The organism is Streptomyces sp. NRRL F-4489 (assembly GCF_001509485.1).
Taxonomy (GTDB): Bacteria; Actinomycetota; Actinomycetes; order Streptomycetales; family Streptomycetaceae; genus Streptomyces.
In genome coordinates, this window is sequence record NZ_LLZI01000012.1 from 1 (window position 1) to 18,906 (window position 18,906).

Genomic DNA, 18,906 nt, shown 5'->3' on the forward strand with positions numbered 1-18,906 from the left:
TGGACACCGTCCCGGCGATACGGCGGGTCCGCCGGCAGCCGTTCACCTCCTCGTTCCCCTCCGGGCACGCCGCCTCGGCGGCGGCCTTCGCGACCGGCGTCGCCTTCGAGAAACCGTGGTGGGGCCTCGCCCTGGCGCCGGTCGCGGCCTCGGTGGCGTTCTCCCGCGTCTATACGGGTGTGCACTACCCGGGCGACGTACTGGCCGGCGCGGCACTCGGGGTGGGCGCCGCCTACGCGATCCGCGGCATGGCGCCCACCCGCTCCCAACTCGCCCCGCCGGCCCGGCCGCGCGCCGAAGCCCCCGCGCTGCCCGGCGGCCGTGGGCTGGTCGTCGTCGCGAACCCGGGCTCCGGCCAGCGGTCCGGCCCGCTCCCCGACCGCACCGCGGAAGTGCGCCGCGTACTCCCGGACGCCAAGGTGATGGTGTGCGGCGCCCCGGACGGCCCGTCCCTGGACGAGGGGCTGGCGGAAGCGGCCGAGCTGGCCCGCGAACAGGGCGGTGCGCTCGGGGTGCTCGGCGGCGACGGCACGGTCAACGCGGCCGCCGCGGTCGCGGTACGCCACGGCCTGCCGCTCGCCGTCCTACCGGGCGGCACCCTCAACCACTTCGCCTACGACCTAGGCATCGAGAGCTACGCGGACGCGGCCCGCGCCATCGGGAGCGGCGAGGCCGTCGCCGTCGACCTGGCCCGCTTCCGCTCCGGGCCGCCCCCGACCCGCTCCGCCTCCGGGCCGGACCTGCCCCTCCCCGCCTCCGGGCCGGACCCCAACGGCCACTATTTCCTCAACACCTTCTCCATCGGCGTCTATCCGGAGCTGGTACGCATCCGGGAACGCTGGGCGCACCGGATCGGCCCCTGGCCCGCCGGGGTCCTCGCCGCCTGGCACGTCCTGCGCACCTGCGAGCCGCTGAGTGTGGAGATCAACGGCGAACGGCGCACCGTCTGGATGCTGTTCGCCGGCAACTGCCAGTACCGCGGCCTGGGCGCCGCCCCGGTACGCCGGCACGACCTCGCCGACGGCGTGCTCGACGTCCGGGTGGTCCACGGCGGCAGGCTCGCCCGGACCCGGCTCCTCCTGGCCGCCCTGCTGGGCACCCCGCGCCGCTCGCCCGTCCTGACCGAGGCCCGCCTGCCCCGCCTCCGCCTCAGCGGCCTCCCCCAGGGCACCCCACTCGCCTACGACGGCGAAGTAGCCCCGGCCTCAAGCAACTTGACCCTCGAAAAACACCCCGAAGCCCTCACCGTCTACCGCCACCTCCCCACCTGACCCCCGCCCCTCCGCGAGGAGTTGCCCGCCTGGCATTGCCCACCTGACATCGCCACCCACAGTGTCCATATAACAAGACGCCACTCTCGCAATACGAGACGCAGCGCTACGGTGGTGCCACAGCAACACCGCAGGGCTCGCACCCGGCCGTGGCCCGTCACGGACGGCCTGGTGCGGTAGCCCCCGATGTCCGCGAAGGAGCCGACCATGCCGCAGGAATCCGCCGTGTACACCCACGGGCACCATGAGTCCGTACTGCGCTCGCACACCTGGCGCACCGCCGCCAACTCCGCTGCGTACCTGCTGAGTTCGCTGCGCCCTCATATGCAGATCCTGGACATCGGCTGCGGCCCCGGCACCATCACCGCCGACCTGGCGGCCCTGGTACCGGACGGCCAGGTCACCGGCCTGGAGCACGCCCCCGGCGTCCTGGAGCAGGCCCGCGCCACGGCCGCCGCCCGCGGCGTGGAGAACGTCCGCTTCGCGGTCGGCGACGTCCACGCCCTGGACTTCCCCGACGACACCTTCTGCGTGACCCACGCCCACCAAGTCCTGCAGCACGTGGGCGATCCCGTGCAGGCCCTGCGCGAGATGCGCCGGGTCACCAAGCCCGGCGGTATCGTCGCCGTCCGCGATTCGGACTACGCGACCATGACGTGGTATCCGGAGGTCGACGGCATGGCCGACTGGCTGGACCTGTACCGGCGGGTGGCGCGCGCCAACGGCGGGATGCCGGACGCGGGACGCCGACTGCACGCCTGGGCCCGCGAGGCCGGCTTCCCCCAGGAGAACATCACCGCCACCGCGAGCGCCTGGTGCTACCAGACACCCGAGGAGCGGACCTGGTGGTCCGAACTGTGGGCGGAGCGCACCGTCGCCTCCAGCTACGCCGAGGTCGCCGTCGAAGGCGGGCACGCCACACCGGACGATCTGACCCGCATCGCCGCGGCCTGGCGCGAGTGGGGCGCCCAGGAGGACGGCTGGTTCGCCATGCTGCACGGCGAGATCCTGTGCCGCGCCTGACGTAGCGTCAGGCCCCCCCTTCCGCCACCCCGCCCCCACCGCGCCGGCACACCGCAGCCACACAATCACCAAGGTTCGCGCAGCCACCAGCAGCCCAACTAGGCTTCCCCGCATGGACATTCTCGGGACCTCACTTCGGGTATGTGTCGGCGACCTCGATGCCGCGATCTCGGTCTACGAACGGCTGACCGGCGCCGAGGCGATCCGCTTCCAGCGCGGCGGGGTGGCGGTCGCGGCCGTCGGCTGCTTCTTCCTCATGAGCGGCCCCGAGGCCGAGCTGTCCGTCCTCCGCAAGATCACCGCAACCATCGCCGTCAAGAACGTCGACGAGGCCGTAACCGACCTCACCGCCGTAGGCGCCGACATCATCGCCGGCCCCCTCCCGACCCCCATCGGCCGCAACGTCATCGCCCGCCACCCAGACGGCTCAGTCTTCGAATACGTCGACCGAGTCGAGGGGGCCTAACACCCCCAACAAAATGGGGCTTCCGGACCTCCACGATTGACGGCCTGCTGAGGGAGACCCCCGACGAGTTGCGGGCGGACATCGAGCCGCTGCCGCCGGTCGTCCCGCGTAAACCACGACGTCCGGGTCGTGAACGTCCGGTCAGTGAGCGTCCGGTCAGTCGCAGGCCGTCCCCCCTTGCCCTGCGCCGAACCGGGCACGGCTCCGGCTTGGGCGTCTACCGCTGAGTGGCGCAAGGAGCGATATGGCACGGGCATCAGTCAGGCCCGCGCCACTTCACAGCCGCGATCTCAGCACGTCGATCTCACAGCCCGGCGCGGACGGGTCGAAGCCGTGCTCGGCCAGCCAGCGAACCGCCAGCAGGCTTCGCAACGACCACCACGCGCGGATCACGTCGAGATCGACATCGGCGCCATAGCCGGCGAGGACGTCACCGAGGTGCTCCTCGTGCCCGAGCGTCAAGGTGGCGAGGTCGTACAGGGCATCCCCCTGACCCGCCTCGGACCAGTCGATGATGCCGGTAACTTCGTCACCCTCGATGAAAACGTGCGCGATCTGCAGATCGCCGTGCGTGAACACCGGAGCCCACGGCCGAAGCGCGGCCTCGGCCACCTGCCGGTTGCGGGTGACCAGTTCAGCGGGCAGAACGCCGTTCCTCACGAGCCACTCGCACTCGCCGTCGAGCTCCGCCACCAACTCGTCGAGGCTCTGTCCGCCCCGGCCGGGCCAGGACGGCAACGGCGCGTCATGCAACTTCCGGACGGCGGCACCCGCCGCGGCCCACGCCGCCGAGGACGCGCTTGACGGCTCCCCGAGTCGCCCGAGCGCCGTCCCCGGAACCGCGGTGATGGCGAGTACGGGCGGCTTGCGCCACAAGACCTTCGGGGTCGGCACCGGCACCAGGCCCATCGCCTCGACCTCGACATCGATGCGCGCCTGATCGGCATCCACCTTCAGGAACACATCGCCGACGCGCAGCGTCGCACGCTCGGAATGGGCGACGACGACTTTGACCTCATCCATGAACGACCAGTATCCCGGCGTGGATTGTCGACGTCGCCCGGTTTATCGCCTGCGATAACGCGGCTGCCCGCGCCCCACTACCCGGCGGCCTCATCGCAACACCCCGCTTCGACGGCCATCAGCCTTGGAGCGAGGTGGCCACCGTCCTGGAACCCGATGTCGGTGGTGACGACCTCGTACCTGCCGACTGCGCGGTCATCCCTCCCGTCATCCCGTCACACGTGCCTACCCCACCCCCGCGTTCACGCCGGACCGGACGTCTTCAGACTCCTCGGAAGCCTCCTCACGGCTCCAGGATGATCTTGCCGCGGGTCCGGCCGGCCATGTTGAGCCGGAACGCCTCCGCGGCCTCGGACAGGGGGAGCACCGTATCGACCGGCACGGTCAGCTTTCCCGCGTCGGCGAGGATGGCCAGGGCGGTCAGGGCGGTGCTGTCCGGTCTGACCCACACCATGTGGCCGCCTTTCGACCTGACGTCGGTGTCGGCGACCGAGACCACCCGGCCGCGGTCCTTCAGCACCTCCTGCGAGATTTCCACCGCCCCGCCGCCGACGAAGTCCAGGGCCGCGTCGACGCCGTTCGGCGCCAGTGCGCGGACCCGGTCCGCCAGGCCGTCCCCGTAGGTCACCGGCTCGGCGCCCAGGGACCGCAGGAAGTCGTGGTTGCGCTCGCTGGCCGTTCCGATCACGCGGGCACCTTCGGCGACCGCGATCTGCACGGCCAGCGAACCGACCCCGCCGGCGGCCGCATGCACCAGCACCAGGTCGCCGGCTCTCACTCCGATCCTTTTCAGTGACTGGTAGGCCGTGAGTCCTGCGAGGGGAAGGCCCGCGGCCTGCTGCCAACTGAGCGACTCGGGCTTCCGGGCCAGGGTGCGCACGGGCGCGGCGACCAGTTCAGCGTACGTGCCGTGCTGCACCTCGTCCTTGCGGACGTAGCCGATGACTTCGTCGCCGACCGCGTATTCGGTGGCGTCGGCGCCGACCGCCTCGACCACGCCCGCCACGTCCCAGCCGGGGATGAGCGGGAAGTGGACGTGCATGATGCTGTCGAGGTAGCCCGCGACGATCTTCCAGTCGACCGGATTGACGCCGGCCGCCTTGACTCTGATCAGCACCGAGTCGGGGCCGACCTTGGGGTCGGGTTGCTCGGAGTAGGTGAGGACTTCGGGTCCGCCATAACCGTCTGCTGTGATTGCCTTCATGTTCGTCACAACGCGTGACGGTCGGCGAAGATTCCATGAGTCGGGGATCTTTCGGAGGTGGCATATGCCGATGCCGCCGAACCGCGCGACGGCGCGCCGCGTACATACCGAACGGCGCAACGGCGCTCCTCACCTCGCCGCGGGCTGCGCGCCGGCCGGATCGGCCCTACCGGCCGCTACGGCCCCTCAGCGGGCCGCATCCGGAATTCGTACCGCTCCGGCAGCGGGTGTTCCGCGCGGGCGCGAGCGGCGAGTTCCGCGGTGACCGGTCCGTCGCCCGCCACCAGCCGCTCGGCGATCGCGTACCACGTATCGCTCAACGCCTCCGCGCCCTCCCTCAGGTCGGCGATCTCGAAGCCCTCGTCGAAGACCTCGCGCGCCGCCCGCGGCTGTCCCTGGGCGAGCAGGATCCGGGCCGCCAGGAGCCGGAAGCGACCGGTGGCGCGCTCGGCCGGGGACAGCGTCGCCAGCATCGTGGCGGCCTCGTCGGGCCGTTCGGCCGCGAGCAGTGCGGGAATCGCCTCCCGGACGAGGGCGGTCAGGACCGTCCGCCGGCTCCGGGCACCGGTGGCCCCGGCGGAGGCGGCCGCCCCGGTGGCGCAGGCCACCGCCTCGGCGAAGCGGTCGGCGGCGTGCGCGGTCTCGCCCGCCTCGGACTCGGCGACGGCCAGGCAGTACAGGGGGAGGCAGCCGGCGCCGTGTGCCAGGGCGCGTTCCCAGCTGCGGACGGCCTGCGCCCGGTCGCCGGCGTGCCATTGGGCGAGGCCGAGGTGGTATTCGGCGGCGGGTCCCGGACTGGCGGATTCCAGCAGCTCGCGCCAGGGCGCGGAGACCGGCCCGGGCCCGGGGACCGGGTCCTGGGCGGGCAGTTCGCCGGTCCGGAGCAGGATGAGCCAGGGTTGCTGCTCGGCCCCGAGGGTGGCCGGGTCGAACGGTGTGCCGGGAAGGTCCAGGCCGGTGCGGGCCGTTTCGAGGGCGCCCCAGCCGGAGCCCGTGGCCAGGTGGTCCTTCGGTTCGTGATCGGCATACGGGAGCCACGCCGTGTGGGCGGCGTCGACCTCGGCCCGCGGCAGGGCCGCCGCCAGCCGGGTCTCGACGGCGCCGCGCGCGGCGGCCCAGTCCGTGCCGTGCACCGCCGCGGGGTCGGCGGCCAGCGGCCCGTACGCCTCCAGCCAGCTCAGCTCCCCGCCCGCTTCGAGCGGTACGTGTTCCAGCTGGGTGCGGGCCAGACCCGCCTGGATCTCGGCGTAGCCGCCGGTGCCGGGCTCGGTGAGCCAGCGCTGCCAGCGGCGTCCGGCCTGCCCCGCGCCCCAGAGGAAGAGCTTGCGGCCGGGCAGGGTGTCCGTGGAGGTCTGCACCAGGCCGTGGCCGTCGTGGCCGAGGGAGGCGATCCAGCGGCGGGTGCCCGTGGGGACGTCGTAGAAGTAGTCGGCGGGGAACTCGCTGCGCAGGGGGTAGGTGCGGTCGCTCCCTGCGTACTCCGGGACGGGCACGTGCCGCAGGGTGCGTTCGTAGCCGAAGTGCCAGGCGGCGTCGGCGGGGGCCAGGACGCGGGTGTGCGGGTCCTCGGGGACGGCGGTGTTGGACCACCAGTACACCGGGACGGTGTGGTGGTGCGGGTTGCGGATCCGTACGCCGACGTGGAGGAAGTCGGAGCCGGCGGGAAGCCACAGGTCCACCTGGAAGGGCAGGTCGCGCAGCCGCTCCCATTCCCAGAGCCGCAGCATCTCGCCGCCATCGGGGGCGGGGACGCGGGCGGCGTGCAGCGGGGCGCAGGAGAGGGTGGTGTGCCCGGTGGCGCCGATGTTCCATTCGATGCCGCCGGAGAACCACGCCCCGTTGAGGGCGAAGTTGGCGGGCTGGATGACGGGATTGTGGTAGAGGAGTTCGCGGCCGGTGGGCTTGTGGTGCAGCGAATACACGCGGCCGCCGAGGCCGGGGAGCACGGTCGCCCGCAACCGGTCGTTCTCGATCACCAGGGCGTCGAGGTCGGTCTCCCGGCGGTCCCGTCCGTAACCATCCCGCATCCGGGTGGGCAGGATCGAACTCAGCGGTGCGTAGCCGATCTGACGGGCCATATCGGCCGGCAGGCCGGCGTCCTCGGGAATCCGGATGCGGTGCACGTCGGTGGCGGCGCGCAGCGCGGGGAGCGGGTTGTCCGGGCCGAGGGCGGCCATGGGCAGGGTCAGGGTGGTGCGTCGCACAGTCGTGGCCACGGCTGCCTCGCAAGGTCGGGCCGGGCCGCCTCGGCTGCGGCGGCCCCCTGTTGACCATGGAACAACGTGATCGCCCGTCTGACCAGGGGCCCTCGGGACCAGGTGCGGTCAGGGTTGCGCAAAGACGCCCTCAAGGAGATCGGCCAGCAGTACCGCCCCGGACCCGTCGGGGTCGCGGTCCGGGTCGTAGATCGCGACGGTGATCCCGGCGCAGCGCGGCGAGGCCGCCAACGGGGCGAGCAGCGCCCGCAGTTCCCCGGTGAACAGGCCGCCGGGGTCGGGGCTGTCCACCGCGGGCATCACCGAGGGATCCAGCACATCGGCGTCCAGGTGGATCCAGAAGCCGTCCAGCGGGGAGTTCTGCAGGTGCGCCAGGGCCTCCCGGGCCACCGCCTCCGGGCCGCGCCGCCGGATCTCGCCGACGTTGGTGCAGCTGATGCCCAGCCGGGCCAGCTCCTCCTGGTCCGCGTCCGCGTCGCGGACCCCGAGGAGGCGCACGTCCTCGTCGCGGACGTACGGGCCGAGGCCCTCGATGTCCGTCAGGTCGGACTGGCCGCGCCCGGTGATCTGGGCGACGCCCTCCCCTGCCGCGGCGCCAACGGGGCCGGAGACGTCGGTGTTCCCCGGATGGCGGAAGTCTCCGTGCCCGTCCAGATAGGCGACGCCGTACCGTCCCAGCCGGCGGAGGGCGAGGACCGCGCCGAGCAGGATGCTGCAGTCACCGCCGAGGACCACCGGGAAGTCGCCGCCGCGGACGTGGCCCTGTATCCGCCGGGCCAGCCGCACGCTGTACGCGGCGATGGCCGGGGCGTGGAAGTCCCCGTCCCCCTCGCGCCAGTCGCCCAGGCCGTACCGGGGCGGCACCACCACGCCGCCCTCCAGGGCGCCGAGCCGGCGCAGCAGCCCCTGTTCCCGGAGGGCGCCGGCGAGCTTGTAGCAACCGGGCACCACCCCGGGGGCGGGCGGCCGCAGTCCCAGGTTGGACGGAGCATCGATCAGTACGTTCCGGCGCATGCCGGGGATCCTAACGGGCGGCCCCCGGACGGCTGTTCGTTGCAGGAGGTTGCGGAAAATCCGCGGGCGGTCCGGCGGCCGGCGGCATACGCTCTACAGCCGCACAACAGCGACGTCAGAACGGAAGCGGTGGAGATGGCCACGCAGCACACCTACCGAGTGATCGTCCGCGGCAAGTGGGACAACCTCACGGCCGAGGCCCGGGCGAAGCTGCTCGCCGAGGTGGACGACCACGGGCTGGGCCAGATGGCGTTCACGCCGGAGGGCTCACTGACCTACGACACCGCGCTGCACGCCTTCAGCTACCGCTATGTCATCGTCTCGGACGCCGAATACGGCGAGGAGATGGCCGCCGCGCTCGGCGAGGAGAAGGCCGAGGCCGCGCTGAAGGCGGCGGGCCTGGGCTTCCGGGAACTGCGCGCCACCGCCACCGACATGGACACGATGAAGATCAACCGGAAGGGCCGGTAGCGGCGGCGCGCCTCTGGGCAGCGTCCCCGGGCTCCCCTGGGGCCGCGTCAGTTCCGCTGTCCCTCCGGGTGCGGCTCGTTGAAGCGCAGCCGGTTGCCGAAGGGGTCGGTCAAGAGGAGGCCGGCACCGAACTCGTCCTCCTCCAGGCCGGGGCGCAGGTACGGGTAGTCCTTGGCGGCCAGCTCGGCGTGCAGGGCGCGCACCCCCGTCAGCTCCACGTGGACCGCGGAGCCGGGGGTGGCGTCCCCGTGGTGCTCCGAGAGGTGCAGCACCAGGCCGCCCCGGGAGACCTGGGTGTAGAGCGGCATTCCGGGCTCGAAGCGGTGCTCCCAGTCGATGGCGCAGCCGAGGTAGCCGACGTAGAAGTCGTGGGCCTTGGGCACATCGAAGATCCGGAAGACCGGGACCGCCCGGCGGACGGTGATCTCCGCCGACTCCTGGGAGGCGTTCATTCCGCCGCCCCGCCCTCGTGGGCGCGCGGTGTCCGGCCGTCCTGGTAGCCGGTGGGGTACCCGTCGATCTCCTCGTCGGTCTCGTCGTCGTCCTCCTCCTGGAGCATCTCGCTGGTGATGGCCCACCGTTCGTGGTCGCGCCAGGCGCCGTCCACGAAGAGGAAGTCCGGCGAGAAGCCCTCCAGGCGGAAGCCGGCGCGCTCGACCAGGGAGACCGACTCCTTGTTGGCCGGCTGGATATTGGCCTCCAGGCGGTGCAGCCCCAGGGGGCCGAAGGCGTAGCGCATGACCAGGCGCAGGCCCTCGCTCATCAGGCCCCGTCCCGCCGCGTGCGCGAAGACGCCGTACCCGATGGCGCCGCAGCGGAACGCGCCGAGCACGATGTTGTTGATGGTGAGGTAGCCCGCGATCCGGCCGCTGTCGCGCTCGCAGATCAGGAAGCCCTCGCGCTGCGGCTCCCGCAGCCGCGCCAGGTAGGCGTCGTAGGCGTCGTCGGCGTCCGGGGGGAAGAGCCAGGGGCGGTGGAGTTCGGCGGACTGCCGGGCGAGGGCGGTGAATTCAGCCCGGTCGTCTTCGGTGAAGGGGCGGATGGCCACCCGGGGACCCTGCGCGAGATAGCGGTCGGTGCTGGTCATCAGCAGATCGTACGAGGGGCGGGCGTGGCGGACCAACCGTTTCCGGTTGTCCGGGTGGTGCGCCGTGGGCGCGGCCGGGAGGTAACCGGTCCGCGCCCGCGGCGCTCCTGGGGCCGAGGGGTCGCTCAGCGCCATACGGGCGCGTCGGTTCCGCAACGTCCCGGTGGCGTGGCCCAGTTGGTGGGCCCGCCGTCGAAGGACACCGGGGGCAGCGCGTGGCGCAGCCGCCCCAGGGGGCTGTCGGTCTCGCGGAGGTGGTGGCCGGGGTCGTAGTCCGCGGCGGTGGCCGCCGTGTCCTGGGGGCCGGGCGTGGCCGGCTCGTCCCCGAGGGCGGTCATCAGCCAGTGCGCCGTACGGGCCAGCGCGAAGGTGGCCAGGTGCGAACCACCCGTGTCGGCCTGCTCGGTCAGCGCCCGGAGCACGGCCGCGGCGAGCAGGTATCCGGTGCCGTGGTCCAGCGCCTGCGCCGGCAGGGCGCCCGGGGTGCCGTCGGCGTCCGCTTCCAGGGCGGCGATGCCGGTCGCCACCTGGACGACGCTGTCGAAGCCGCGCCGGCCGCCCCAGGGGCCGTCGTCGCCCCAGGCGGAGATCCGGGCCACGACGAGGCCGGGGCGGCGCTCGGCGAGGGCCCCGGGGGCGAGGCCGAAGCGGTCGAGGGCGCCGGGGCGGTAACCGGTCACGACCACGTCGGCCCCGGCGAGCAGCGCCTCGAAGGACTCCCGGCCGCTGCGCGATCCGAGGTCCAGGGCGGTGGAGCGCTTGCCGAACCCGGTGTCGCTGTGCGCGTCCTGGCTCTCCGGGAGCTGGGGGGCGTCCACGCGCAGGACGTCGGCGCCGAGCAGGGCGAGCGTACGGGTGGCGACCGGGCCGGCGATCACCCGGGTCAGGTCCAGGACGCGCAGCCCGGCGGCGGGCAGCACCGGGTGGCCGGCGAGGGCGGGCAGCGGGCGCGGCGGGGCGCCGGTGGGAAGGGTTTCCCGCGTCAGCAGCGGGTGGCGGGCCACGGTGGCGCCCTGCGGGTGGGCGGCCCACTCCTCGGGGGTGCGGGCCGCGATGGCCAGTCCGCCGGCCGCGTAGACGGCCTCCTGGACGTCCTCGGCGCGCTGCCCGGCGATGAGGGCCTCGGCGTCGGCGGGGCCGGCGCTCTCCGGGAGGCCCAGGGTGGCGAGCAAACGGGCGCGGTGGTGCGGGTAGTTGGCGTGGGTGCGCAGCCAGCCGTCGGCGGTGCGCCAGAAGCGGGAGAACGGCGCGAACGCGGTGAGGGGGCGGCCGTCGATCCGCAGATGGCGTTCGCTGAGGAAGGCGGTGGCCACCGCGCCGTCGTCGACCCGTACGGCGGGCGGGGAGCCGCCGTCGCGCCGGGCGGCCAGTTCGGCCGCGGCGAGCGCGCAGACGGCCACCGTGGAGCGGGCCAGGGCCATCACCGGGAGCCGGGCGGCGAGCAGGCCGGGCGGTCCGGTGTAGGAGATCCGTTCGGTGAGCGCGGGGTCGCCGCCGAGCGCGGCCCAGGCCAGTTCCGTGCCGTGGTGGTGCCGCAGGCCGGTTGCTTCTCGTTGCACCATGAAGGGAGTGTGGCACCGAGTGCCATGTTTGGCTAGTGCCGATGCGCAACTGCCCGTCGCTCCAAGGAGCCTGAGCCGCCCACCGCTCCCCTGCTGCGGGCGCGGGTGTCGAGGTGCCGGGCGTCCTTGCCGAGCAGGCTCTCGCCCCCTGGCGGGCGAGAACGGGGAACGGTGCGCGGCGCAGCGAGCGGACCCAAGCTTCGGGAGGGCGCGGCATGCCGGGGCGCAGGACCAGCCGCCAGGCGCCTTGGAAGTCCGTACGAGAAAAGGCACTGCGTGCCACGCGAGCGCCTTCCGGGAGAGGTGCGGCGGTCGGGGCGTCCCATTGGAGGCGATTGAGGAGCCGCACCCAGGGTGTGCGGCGGGCGGGGGTGCGGAGCCGGCCGGTGGCCGCCCGTTCGGCGTTGTCGAAGACTTCCTCGACAACGGTGATGTGCACGGGGCGGACGGCGAGGTACCAGGCGAGGCGGCGGGCGAACGGGGGCCGACTCTCCAGGGCATGGATGACCAGGGCTTCCACGGCTTCCGTCGAGGCGTGGACGGTACGGCTGCGGGCATCACGGACCCGGCGCCCGGGGACCTCCATACGGTGGCGTATGTTTTGACCGTACGGTAGCGTATGGTCATGGTGCGAGAGCGGGAGAAGGAACGGGCGAAGGGGCCGGCCGGCGGCGGCGCCCGGCAGCGGCTGACCGTGCGGGACTGGGCCGACGCGGCCCTCGCGGCCATGGGTGAGGGCGGTCTCGCCGCGGTCGCCGTGGAGCCCCTCGCGGCCCGGCTGGGCACCACCAAGGGCAGCTTCTACTGGCACTTCGCCAATCGCGACGCGCTGATCGAGGCCGCCCTGGACCGCTGGGCGGAGACCCGCACCGCCGCCGTGATCGACGAGCCGGCCGGCGAGCCCGATCCGGGGACGCGGCTCCGCAGGCTTTTCCTGCGGGCCACCCACCGGGCCGCCGAGGATCCCCTGGAGCTGTCCCTGCTGGCCTCCGCGGCGGACCCCCGGGTGGCGGCCGCGCTCGCGCGGGTCACCGACCGCCGGGTCGGCCATATCGCCGGGCTCTTCGCCGAGTTGGGCTTCCCCGAGGACGAGGCGCGGCGGCGCGGTCTGCTCGCGTACACCGCGTATCTGGGGCACAGCCAGCTCAGCCACGCGGTTCCGGGGACCCTCCCGGCCGGCGCCGACCGCGACCGGCATCTGGACGCCGTACTCGAAACTCTTCTGTCTCCGGCGGGAACGACCGGGGCGGGTCCGGACGTTCACCCATCGAATCGGCAGGACGAGACGGCGGAGGCCACCGCGGAGAGGGGGTGAGGACGGCCAACGGGGCGGTGTGCGCGACGGGTTGACCGCCGGGCGCGCAGACGTCCCCCGCGTACCGCACACCTACGGAGATCAGCGCGGCGCACCCGCCCGCCTCGGCGGTGGATGCCAACGGCCCGGTCGGCGACGGCGTCCCCCTGACGGGCACCTCACCCCACCCGCACGGGAGGAACAGTGACCGAGACCCTCTCCTTCCCCCAGGACCGCGACTGCCCCTACCACCCGCCGTCTGCGTACGCCCCGCTCCGGGAGGCGGCTCCGCTGTCCCACGTGGCGCTGTACAACGGCCGGAAGATCTGGGCCGTGACCGGTCACGCCGAGGCCCGGGCCCTGCTGGTCGACCAGCGGCTGTCGTCCGACCGGCAGAATCCGGCGTTCCCCATCCCGCAGGCCCGCTTCGAGGTCGCCCGGCGGCTGCGCACACCGCTGCTCGGCGTGGACGATCCCGAGCACAACACCCAGCGGCGGATGCTGATCCCCAGCTTCAGCCTCAAGCGGACCGCGGCGCTCCGGCCGGAGATCCAGCGGATCGTGGACGGACTGCTGGACCGCATGCTGGCGCAGGGCCCGCCCGCCGAGCTGGTGAGCGCGTTCGCCCTGCCGGTGCCCTCGATGGTCATCTGCTCCCTCCTCGGCGTCCCGTACACCGACCACGACTTCTTCGAGGAGAAATCCCGCCGCATCCTGCGCGGACCCACGGCGGAGGAGAGTGAGGAGGCCCGGCTCGAACTGGAGGACTATCTCGGGGAGCTGATAGCCCGTAAGGAGAAGGATCCGGGCGACGGCCTGCTGGACGAGCTGATCGCCGAGCGGCTGCGGGCGGGGGCGCTCCAGCGCGAGGAACTGATGCGGCTGGCGATGATCCTGCTGGTCGCCGGGCACGAGACGACCGCCAACATGATCTCCCTCGGCACCTTCACGCTGCTCGAACACCCCGAGCAGATCGAGCGGTTGCGGGCCGACGAGAGCCTGATGCCCGGCGCCGTCGAGGAACTGCTGCGGTTCCTGTCGATAGCCGACGGGATGCTGCGGGTGGCGGTCGACGACATCGAGATAGCCGGCCGGACCATCCGGGCCGGTGACGGCGTGGTGTTCCCCACCTCGCTGATCAACCGCGACGCAGCGGCCTATCCGGCACCGGACGAGCTGGACGTCGGCCGCTCGGCGCGGCACCACCTGGCGTTCGGTTTCGGCATCCACCAGTGCCTGGGGCAGAATCTGGCCCGCGCCGAAATGGAGATAGCGCTCCGCTCGCTGTTCGGGCGGATCCCCGGTCTGCGACTCGCCGTCCCGGCTGCCGAGATTCCGTTCAAGCCGGGGGACACTCTCCAAGGAATGATCGAACTGCCGCTGGCCTGGTAGCGCCGATCGGCACCACCGGTGGCGGCCCGCCACGAAAGGGTCCGGACATGCGGATCACCATCAACACGGATGTCTGTATCGGCTCCGGCCAGTGCGTCCTCAACGCCCCCTCGGTGTTCGACCAGGACGACGACGGCTTCAGCGTGGTGCTGCCGGGACGGGAGGACGGCGCGGGCGACCCGATGGTGCGGGAGGCCGCCCGCGCCTGCCCCGTGCAGGCCATCGAGATCACGGAGGACTGACACCGGACGGCCCGGCCCTGCGCGAACCACCGCGCGCACGGCACGGCGCCGTCCCTGGCGTCCGCCGCTGCGCCACCCCTCGTCGCCCTACGGCACAGTGCCCTGGGTGACGGGAAGTTCGAGGACGCCGGTGTCACCGGGGGCGCTGGTGACGGTCACGCGCTTCACCCCGCGATTGCCCGCGTAGGCGGAGTCGCTGGCAGCGATCACCAGCCGCAGGCGGTGCCCCGGCTCGTAGCGGTGCACGATGCCCGGGAGTTCCACGGTGAACGGCCGGGTCGCATCGGGCACCCGCGCCGGGGCCACCAGCCGGTGCACCAGCGTCTTCCGCCCGTCCGGTGCGACGTCGTAGAGCTTGGCGAAGAGCACCAGCTTGTCGGCGGCGTCGGAGGAGTTCTGCACCCGCTCGGTCTGCGGCGAGACGACCTTCAGCGTCACCTTGGGTGCGCCCACCACGTCCAGCGGCCCGCCCGCCACCGGCGCCGACGTCCAGTCCAGATACGTCCCCTTGGTGTCGTAGGGCTGCGGGTCGGGAAGGCCGATCATGCCGGCCAGGGAGTTTTCCGAATGGCTGGTGGGCACCCGCAGATTGCGGTACTCGCGGCTCCCGCGGGCCACCTCGAAGGGGTCGTCGACGAGTGTGCCGTCACCGGAGAGGTAGAGCCGCCGGGTCCCGCCCGCCGGATAGCCGGGCGAGGTGGCGTACGCCGAACCACTCGTCGCCCAGTCCCGGTAGTAGGCGAAGGCCGGTCCGGTGTCGGTGTCCGTCCGGTGGCGCAGATAGCGGTCGAACCACGCGAGGATCCGCTGCCCCACATAGCTGGTGTCCAAGTTGCCCTTGCCGAGGTCGAGTTCGCCCTTCGCCGGGTCCTTCATGCCGCCGCTGTGGCCCCACGCCTGCCAGATCATCTTGGCCGGGGTGCCCTGGGCCGTGAGGGCGCGGTAGGTGGCCGCGGCCTCGTTGAGGTTGAAGAGCGTATCGGCCTCGCCCTGGACGAGCAGGGTGGGCGCCTTCACGGATTTCAGGTAGGAGACCGGGGAGACGCTGCGCGCGTACTGGAGCATCGTGCGGGTCTGCTCGGCCGGGTAGCGGCCGGAGTCCAGCAGCCGCTTGGTGCGGCAGGCGGGGGCGACGAAATGCAGGCAGCCGGCCCCGCCGAGCCGCGACGGGTCCAGCCCCGGGTTCAGCAGCCCCTGGGCCTCGCCGATGAGGAAGAACCCGTTCGTCCACTGGCGCTTGTAGGCCCCGGGCACCGGACCGCCGATGCCTCCGGCGCGGTCGGCGTTGTTCGGGTCGAGGGAGTAGGAGAGGTCGTTCCAGGTGATCAGCGGGACCAGCGCGTCGACGCGGTGGTCGACAGCCGCGGTGGCCAGCTGGATCGCGCCCCCGTACGATCCGCCGATCATCCCGACCCGGGGGTCGCCGGGGCGGTCCTTGGTGATGTAGTCGACGCGGGTCCCGTCGTCGGCGGTGCGCGTCCCGGCCAGCAGGTCGAGCAGCTGCCCCGCCGCCCGGCCGTCGATCTGCGGGTCGTCCAGGGAGATCGGGCAGCCGGTCTTGCCGAAGCCGAGACCGGAGTAGGCGAGCGCGACATAACCGCGGGCGGCGAACGCCCGGGCGGTGGCGGCGGTCGAGCCGTCCGCCTTGCTGCCGCCGAAGCCGTTGGTGGTGACGACGGCGGGTGCCGGGTGCGCCGCGTCGACGCCGAGCGGGCGGTACAGGTCCGCGTCCACCGCGCAGTTGCGGTCGCCGGCTCGTACGGTCACCTTCAGCGCGGTAACGGTAAACGGGTCGGTGGCCCCTCCCGCGGCGGCCGCGGGGGCGCTCAGGACGAGGGGCGCGGTGAGGGCGGTGCCGGTCAGCAGTGCGAGGGACATGCGGAGTACGGAGCGGGACACGGCTCGGGACACGCTGGGCACGCAGACCTCCACAAAGGCAACGTCGTACCAACCAGTCGGTAACGGCGCGCTCATGGTGTGACACGAGTAACGGACATGTCAACGCTCCTGACAACGCGCCGATGATAGGACGTCAGTTCATGGCGTACTGAAGGGAGATGGGCCGGTAAGGACGCATCCGGGCACCGTTTCCGGCGTCGGCACGACGCCGCTCGGGCCCCCGCGCCGCCACCCGGCACCGTGACGGTGCGTGCCCCTCTCCCTGCCGCCCGCCGAGGCCGGTGGGCCGGTGTACGTCCTCCCGGTCGGGGCTCAGTCCGCCAGTTCGCCACCTCCCGGCACCCCGCGCAGGAAGTGATCGAGCACCCGGACGCCGAAGTGCAGGCCCTCCACGGGCACCCGTTCGTCCACACCGTGGAACAGCGCCTGGTAGTCGAACCCCTCTGGCAGCTTCAGCGGCGAGAAGCCGTAGCCGGCGATGCCCAGCCGGGAGAACTGCTTGGCGTCCGTCCCCCCGGACATGCAGTACGGGACGACATGGCCGCCCGGGTCGAACCGCTCGATCGCGGCCCGCATCGCGGCGAACGACGGCGAGTCGACCGGCGCCTGGAGCGCGACCTCGCCGTGGTGGTAGTCCCAGGACACCTCCGGGCCGGTGAGCGCGTCCATGGTCGTACGGAACTCCGCCTCGCCGCCCGGGACGACCCGGCCGTCCACGAAGGCGACGGCCGAGCCCGGGATCACATTGACCTTGTAACCCGCCGAGAGCATGGTGGGGTTGGCGCTGTTGCGCACCGTGGGCGCGACGAGCTTGGCGGACGGGCCGAGCTTGGCCAGCAGCACCTCCACGTCGGCGTCGGACGCCTCGGGATCGAGGTCGATGCCGTGCACCGCGGCCAGTTCGCGCAACGCGGCCCGGACGGTCGGGGTGAGCCGCACCGGCCACCGGTGCGCGCCGATCCGGGACACCGCGTCGGCCAGCCGGCTCACCGCGTTGTCATTGTTGATCTTCGAGCCGTGCCCGGCGCGGCCCAGGGCCGTCAGCTTCAGCCAGGCGGTGCCGCGCTCCCCGGCCGCCACCGGATAGATCCGCATACCATCGCCCGCGTGGAAGGTGAACGCGCCGGATTCGCTGATGCCTTCGGTGCAGCCCTCGAACAGCCCGGCGTGGCGGTCGGCCAGGAATCCCGAGCCGTCCTCGGCGCTGGCCTCCTCGTCGGCGGTGAACGCCAGCACGATGTCCCGCCTGGGCCGTATGCCGCTGCGAGCCCACTGCCGGACGGTGGCCAGCATCATCGCGTCCATGTTCTTCATGTCGATGGCGCCGCGGCCCCAGACCACGCCGTCGCGGACCTCACCGGAGAACGGGTGGACCTGCCAGTCGGCGGGCTCGGCGGGGACCACGTCCAGATGCCCGTGCACCAGCAGGGCGTCGGCGGACGGATCGCTGCCCTCGACGCGGGCGACGACATTGGTACGGCCCGGAGTGCGCTCCAGGAGGACGGGCTCGATCCCCGCCTCGGCCAGCCGCTCGGCGACGTACTCGGCCGCCGGGCGCTCCCGGCAGCTGCCGTCGCCGCTGTTGCTGGTGTCGATGCGGATCAGCTCGGAGGTGAACCGTACGACCTCGTCGAGGGCCTGCTGATCCACCGTCTCGGCGTCCGGGGCGGTCTGCTGCTCCGCCAGCTCCTTCTCAGCCATATTGCTCCTCCACGGCGGACGAGACGACCGTGGTGACCGCCTTGAAACACCGGATGGCTTCGTACATGTCCTGACTGGTATACGCGACCCGGCGCTCACCGCAGCGCTCCACGCCGGGTACGCATGTCGCGGCACCCACCAGATGCTCGGCGTCGAACTCCAACTCGAATCGGAACGGGCCGCCGGACACCGGTGTGTGACGCACCGCGAGCGCGGCGCCCTCGCGGGCCGCGGCCCGGATCTCGGCCGCCGTACGCGCCGGGGGGCGGCACACCGCCGCGTAGCGCGACACATAGTCCTTGACCGCCACGGCGGGCGCCTGCGGCGCGTACCCCTTGGCGTCCTCGCAGGTGCGGTCGTCGCCCGTCACCAGCACCACGGGCACGCCGTACTCGGCCGCGACCAGGGAGTTGAGGTAGCCCTCGCCGGCGCGTATGCCGTTGACCCAGACGCCGGTGAGGGTATTGGCGAGGTAGGTGTGGGCGAGGACGCCCTCCGTGCCGGCGCCGGTGTGGTAGCCGATGAAGGCGATGCCGTCGACGTCGCCGTGCTGCACGCCCTCGACCATGCTCAGTGACTTGTGACGGCCGGTCAGCATCTCGGCGCGCTCGTCCAGCTGCTCCAGCAGGAGATTGCGCATCGTCCAATGGGCCTCGTTGACCAGCACCGCGTCGGCCCCGCCGTCTAAGAAACCGGCGATGGCCGCGTTCACATCCGAGGTGAACATCTGGCGGCAGCGCTCCCACTGCGGCGTGCCCGGCAGGACATCGGCGGGCCACGTCACGCCCGTGGCACCCTCCATGTCCGCGGAGATCAGGATCTTCACTGCTATCAGCCCCATCGCAGGTCAGCGGGCGTATGCGCGGCCCTTGACCGATCACGTTACGCGCCGGTGAACACCCCTGCCAGGGCTGTGGATAACTCCGGAGGTCTGGACCAGTGAAGATCAACTGGGCCGATCGATCAGGCCGCGGAATGCCGCACCCCTCGCTCCTGACCCGCCCACCCCCCGTAGGGGGGTGGGCGGAGGGGAAAAACAAC

The 18,906-nt window shown here is 72.5% G+C and carries 17 protein-coding genes; 7 read left to right on the forward strand and 10 right to left on the reverse strand.

What is annotated here, in order from left to right; genetic code table 11:
* From ADL22_RS02500 to ADL22_RS02510, 3 genes are all read left to right on the forward strand, one after another.
* Positions 1 to 1,271 (forward strand): bifunctional phosphatase PAP2/diacylglycerol kinase family protein (locus ADL22_RS02500; RefSeq protein WP_066973328.1); only part of this gene is annotated, 1,271 nt, incomplete at its 5' end.
* A gap of 207 nt (positions 1,272 to 1,478) precedes the next feature.
* A complete protein-coding gene (locus ADL22_RS02505; protein ID WP_066973330.1) occupies positions 1,479 to 2,294 on the forward strand; it encodes a class I SAM-dependent methyltransferase in 816 nt (271 codons plus the stop codon).
* A 112-nt stretch (positions 2,295 to 2,406) separates the two neighbouring features.
* Positions 2,407 to 2,760 (forward strand): VOC family protein, encoded by a 354-nt coding sequence (locus ADL22_RS02510; protein ID WP_066973332.1) that lies wholly within the window; start codon positions 2,407 to 2,409, stop codon positions 2,758 to 2,760.
* A 276-nt stretch (positions 2,761 to 3,036) separates the two neighbouring features.
* Here ADL22_RS02510 and ADL22_RS02515 read toward each other — a convergent pair whose 3' ends face one another.
* The 4 genes from ADL22_RS02515 to ADL22_RS02530 all read right to left on the reverse strand — a co-directional run bounded on the left by ADL22_RS02515 (position 3,037) and on the right by ADL22_RS02530 (position 8,217).
* Positions 3,037 to 3,783: a phosphotransferase family protein gene (locus ADL22_RS02515; RefSeq protein ID WP_066973335.1), complete on the reverse strand. Its 747-nt coding sequence runs from the start codon at positions 3,781 to 3,783 to the stop codon at positions 3,037 to 3,039.
* Between the two features lie 283 nt (positions 3,784 to 4,066).
* Positions 4,067 to 4,987 carry an NADP-dependent oxidoreductase gene (locus tag ADL22_RS02520; protein WP_066973337.1) on the reverse strand — a complete coding sequence of 307 codons (921 nt, stop codon included), beginning with the start codon at positions 4,985 to 4,987 and terminating at the stop codon, positions 4,067 to 4,069.
* 176 nt (positions 4,988 to 5,163) lie between these two features.
* Positions 5,164 to 7,203 carry a DUF5107 domain-containing protein gene (locus ADL22_RS02525; protein ID WP_066973339.1) on the reverse strand — a complete coding sequence of 680 codons (2,040 nt, stop codon included), beginning with the start codon at positions 7,201 to 7,203 and terminating at the stop codon, positions 5,164 to 5,166.
* Between the two features lie 108 nt (positions 7,204 to 7,311).
* A complete protein-coding gene (locus ADL22_RS02530; protein ID WP_066973341.1) occupies positions 7,312 to 8,217 on the reverse strand; it encodes an arginase family protein in 906 nt (301 codons plus the stop codon).
* A 135-nt stretch (positions 8,218 to 8,352) separates the two neighbouring features.
* On the opposite strand from ADL22_RS02530, the gene ADL22_RS02535 reads away from it, so the two are divergent.
* On the forward strand, positions 8,353 to 8,688 hold the full coding sequence (locus ADL22_RS02535; RefSeq protein WP_066973343.1) for a DUF6204 family protein: 336 nt from the start codon (positions 8,353 to 8,355) through the stop codon (positions 8,686 to 8,688).
* Positions 8,689 to 8,735: 47 nt separating this feature from the next.
* On the opposite strand, the gene ADL22_RS02540 is transcribed toward ADL22_RS02535, so the two are convergent.
* The 3 genes from ADL22_RS02540 to ADL22_RS02550 form a co-directional block, all read right to left on the reverse strand.
* Complete coding sequence (locus ADL22_RS02540) at positions 8,736 to 9,140, reverse strand: glyoxalase superfamily protein (protein WP_066973346.1); 405 nt, start codon at positions 9,138 to 9,140, stop codon at positions 8,736 to 8,738.
* Entirely contained in the window at positions 9,137 to 9,775 is a 639-nt protein-coding gene (locus tag ADL22_RS02545) for a GNAT family N-acetyltransferase (RefSeq protein ID WP_079063795.1), read from the reverse strand. Before ADL22_RS02545 ends, ADL22_RS02540 begins: the two co-directional genes overlap by 4 nt.
* 125 nt (positions 9,776 to 9,900) lie before the next feature.
* Positions 9,901 to 11,337 carry a CoA transferase gene (locus ADL22_RS02550; RefSeq protein WP_066973348.1) on the reverse strand — a complete coding sequence of 479 codons (1,437 nt, stop codon included), beginning with the start codon at positions 11,335 to 11,337 and terminating at the stop codon, positions 9,901 to 9,903.
* A 619-nt stretch (positions 11,338 to 11,956) separates the two neighbouring features.
* Here ADL22_RS02550 and ADL22_RS02560 point away from each other — a divergent pair.
* The 3 genes from ADL22_RS02560 (at position 11,957) to ADL22_RS02570 (ending at position 14,265) form a co-directional block, all read left to right on the forward strand.
* Entirely contained in the window at positions 11,957 to 12,652 is a 696-nt protein-coding gene (locus ADL22_RS02560) for a TetR/AcrR family transcriptional regulator (RefSeq protein WP_066973353.1), read from the forward strand.
* 183 nt (positions 12,653 to 12,835) lie between these two features.
* A complete protein-coding gene (locus tag ADL22_RS02565; RefSeq protein ID WP_066973354.1) occupies positions 12,836 to 14,023 on the forward strand; it encodes a cytochrome P450 in 1,188 nt (395 codons plus the stop codon).
* A gap of 47 nt (positions 14,024 to 14,070) precedes the next feature.
* Entirely contained in the window at positions 14,071 to 14,265 is a 195-nt protein-coding gene (locus ADL22_RS02570) for a ferredoxin (RefSeq protein ID WP_066973356.1), read from the forward strand.
* Positions 14,266 to 14,352: 87 nt separating this feature from the next.
* On the opposite strand, the gene ADL22_RS02575 is transcribed toward ADL22_RS02570, so the two are convergent.
* The 3 genes from ADL22_RS02575 to ADL22_RS02585 all read right to left on the reverse strand — a co-directional run bounded on the left by ADL22_RS02575 (position 14,353) and on the right by ADL22_RS02585 (position 18,691).
* Positions 14,353 to 16,143: a CocE/NonD family hydrolase gene (locus tag ADL22_RS02575; RefSeq protein ID WP_107116209.1), complete on the reverse strand. Its 1,791-nt coding sequence runs from the start codon at positions 16,141 to 16,143 to the stop codon at positions 14,353 to 14,355.
* Between the two features lie 333 nt (positions 16,144 to 16,476).
* Positions 16,477 to 17,865, reverse strand: coding sequence for a M20/M25/M40 family metallo-hydrolase (locus ADL22_RS02580; protein ID WP_066973358.1), 1,389 nt, complete (start codon positions 17,863 to 17,865; stop codon positions 16,477 to 16,479).
* Positions 17,858 to 18,691 carry a M55 family metallopeptidase gene (locus ADL22_RS02585; RefSeq protein ID WP_066973361.1) on the reverse strand — a complete coding sequence of 278 codons (834 nt, stop codon included), beginning with the start codon at positions 18,689 to 18,691 and terminating at the stop codon, positions 17,858 to 17,860. The genes ADL22_RS02580 and ADL22_RS02585 overlap by 8 nt, the downstream gene beginning before the upstream one ends.
* Positions 18,692 to 18,906 lie beyond the last annotated feature (215 nt).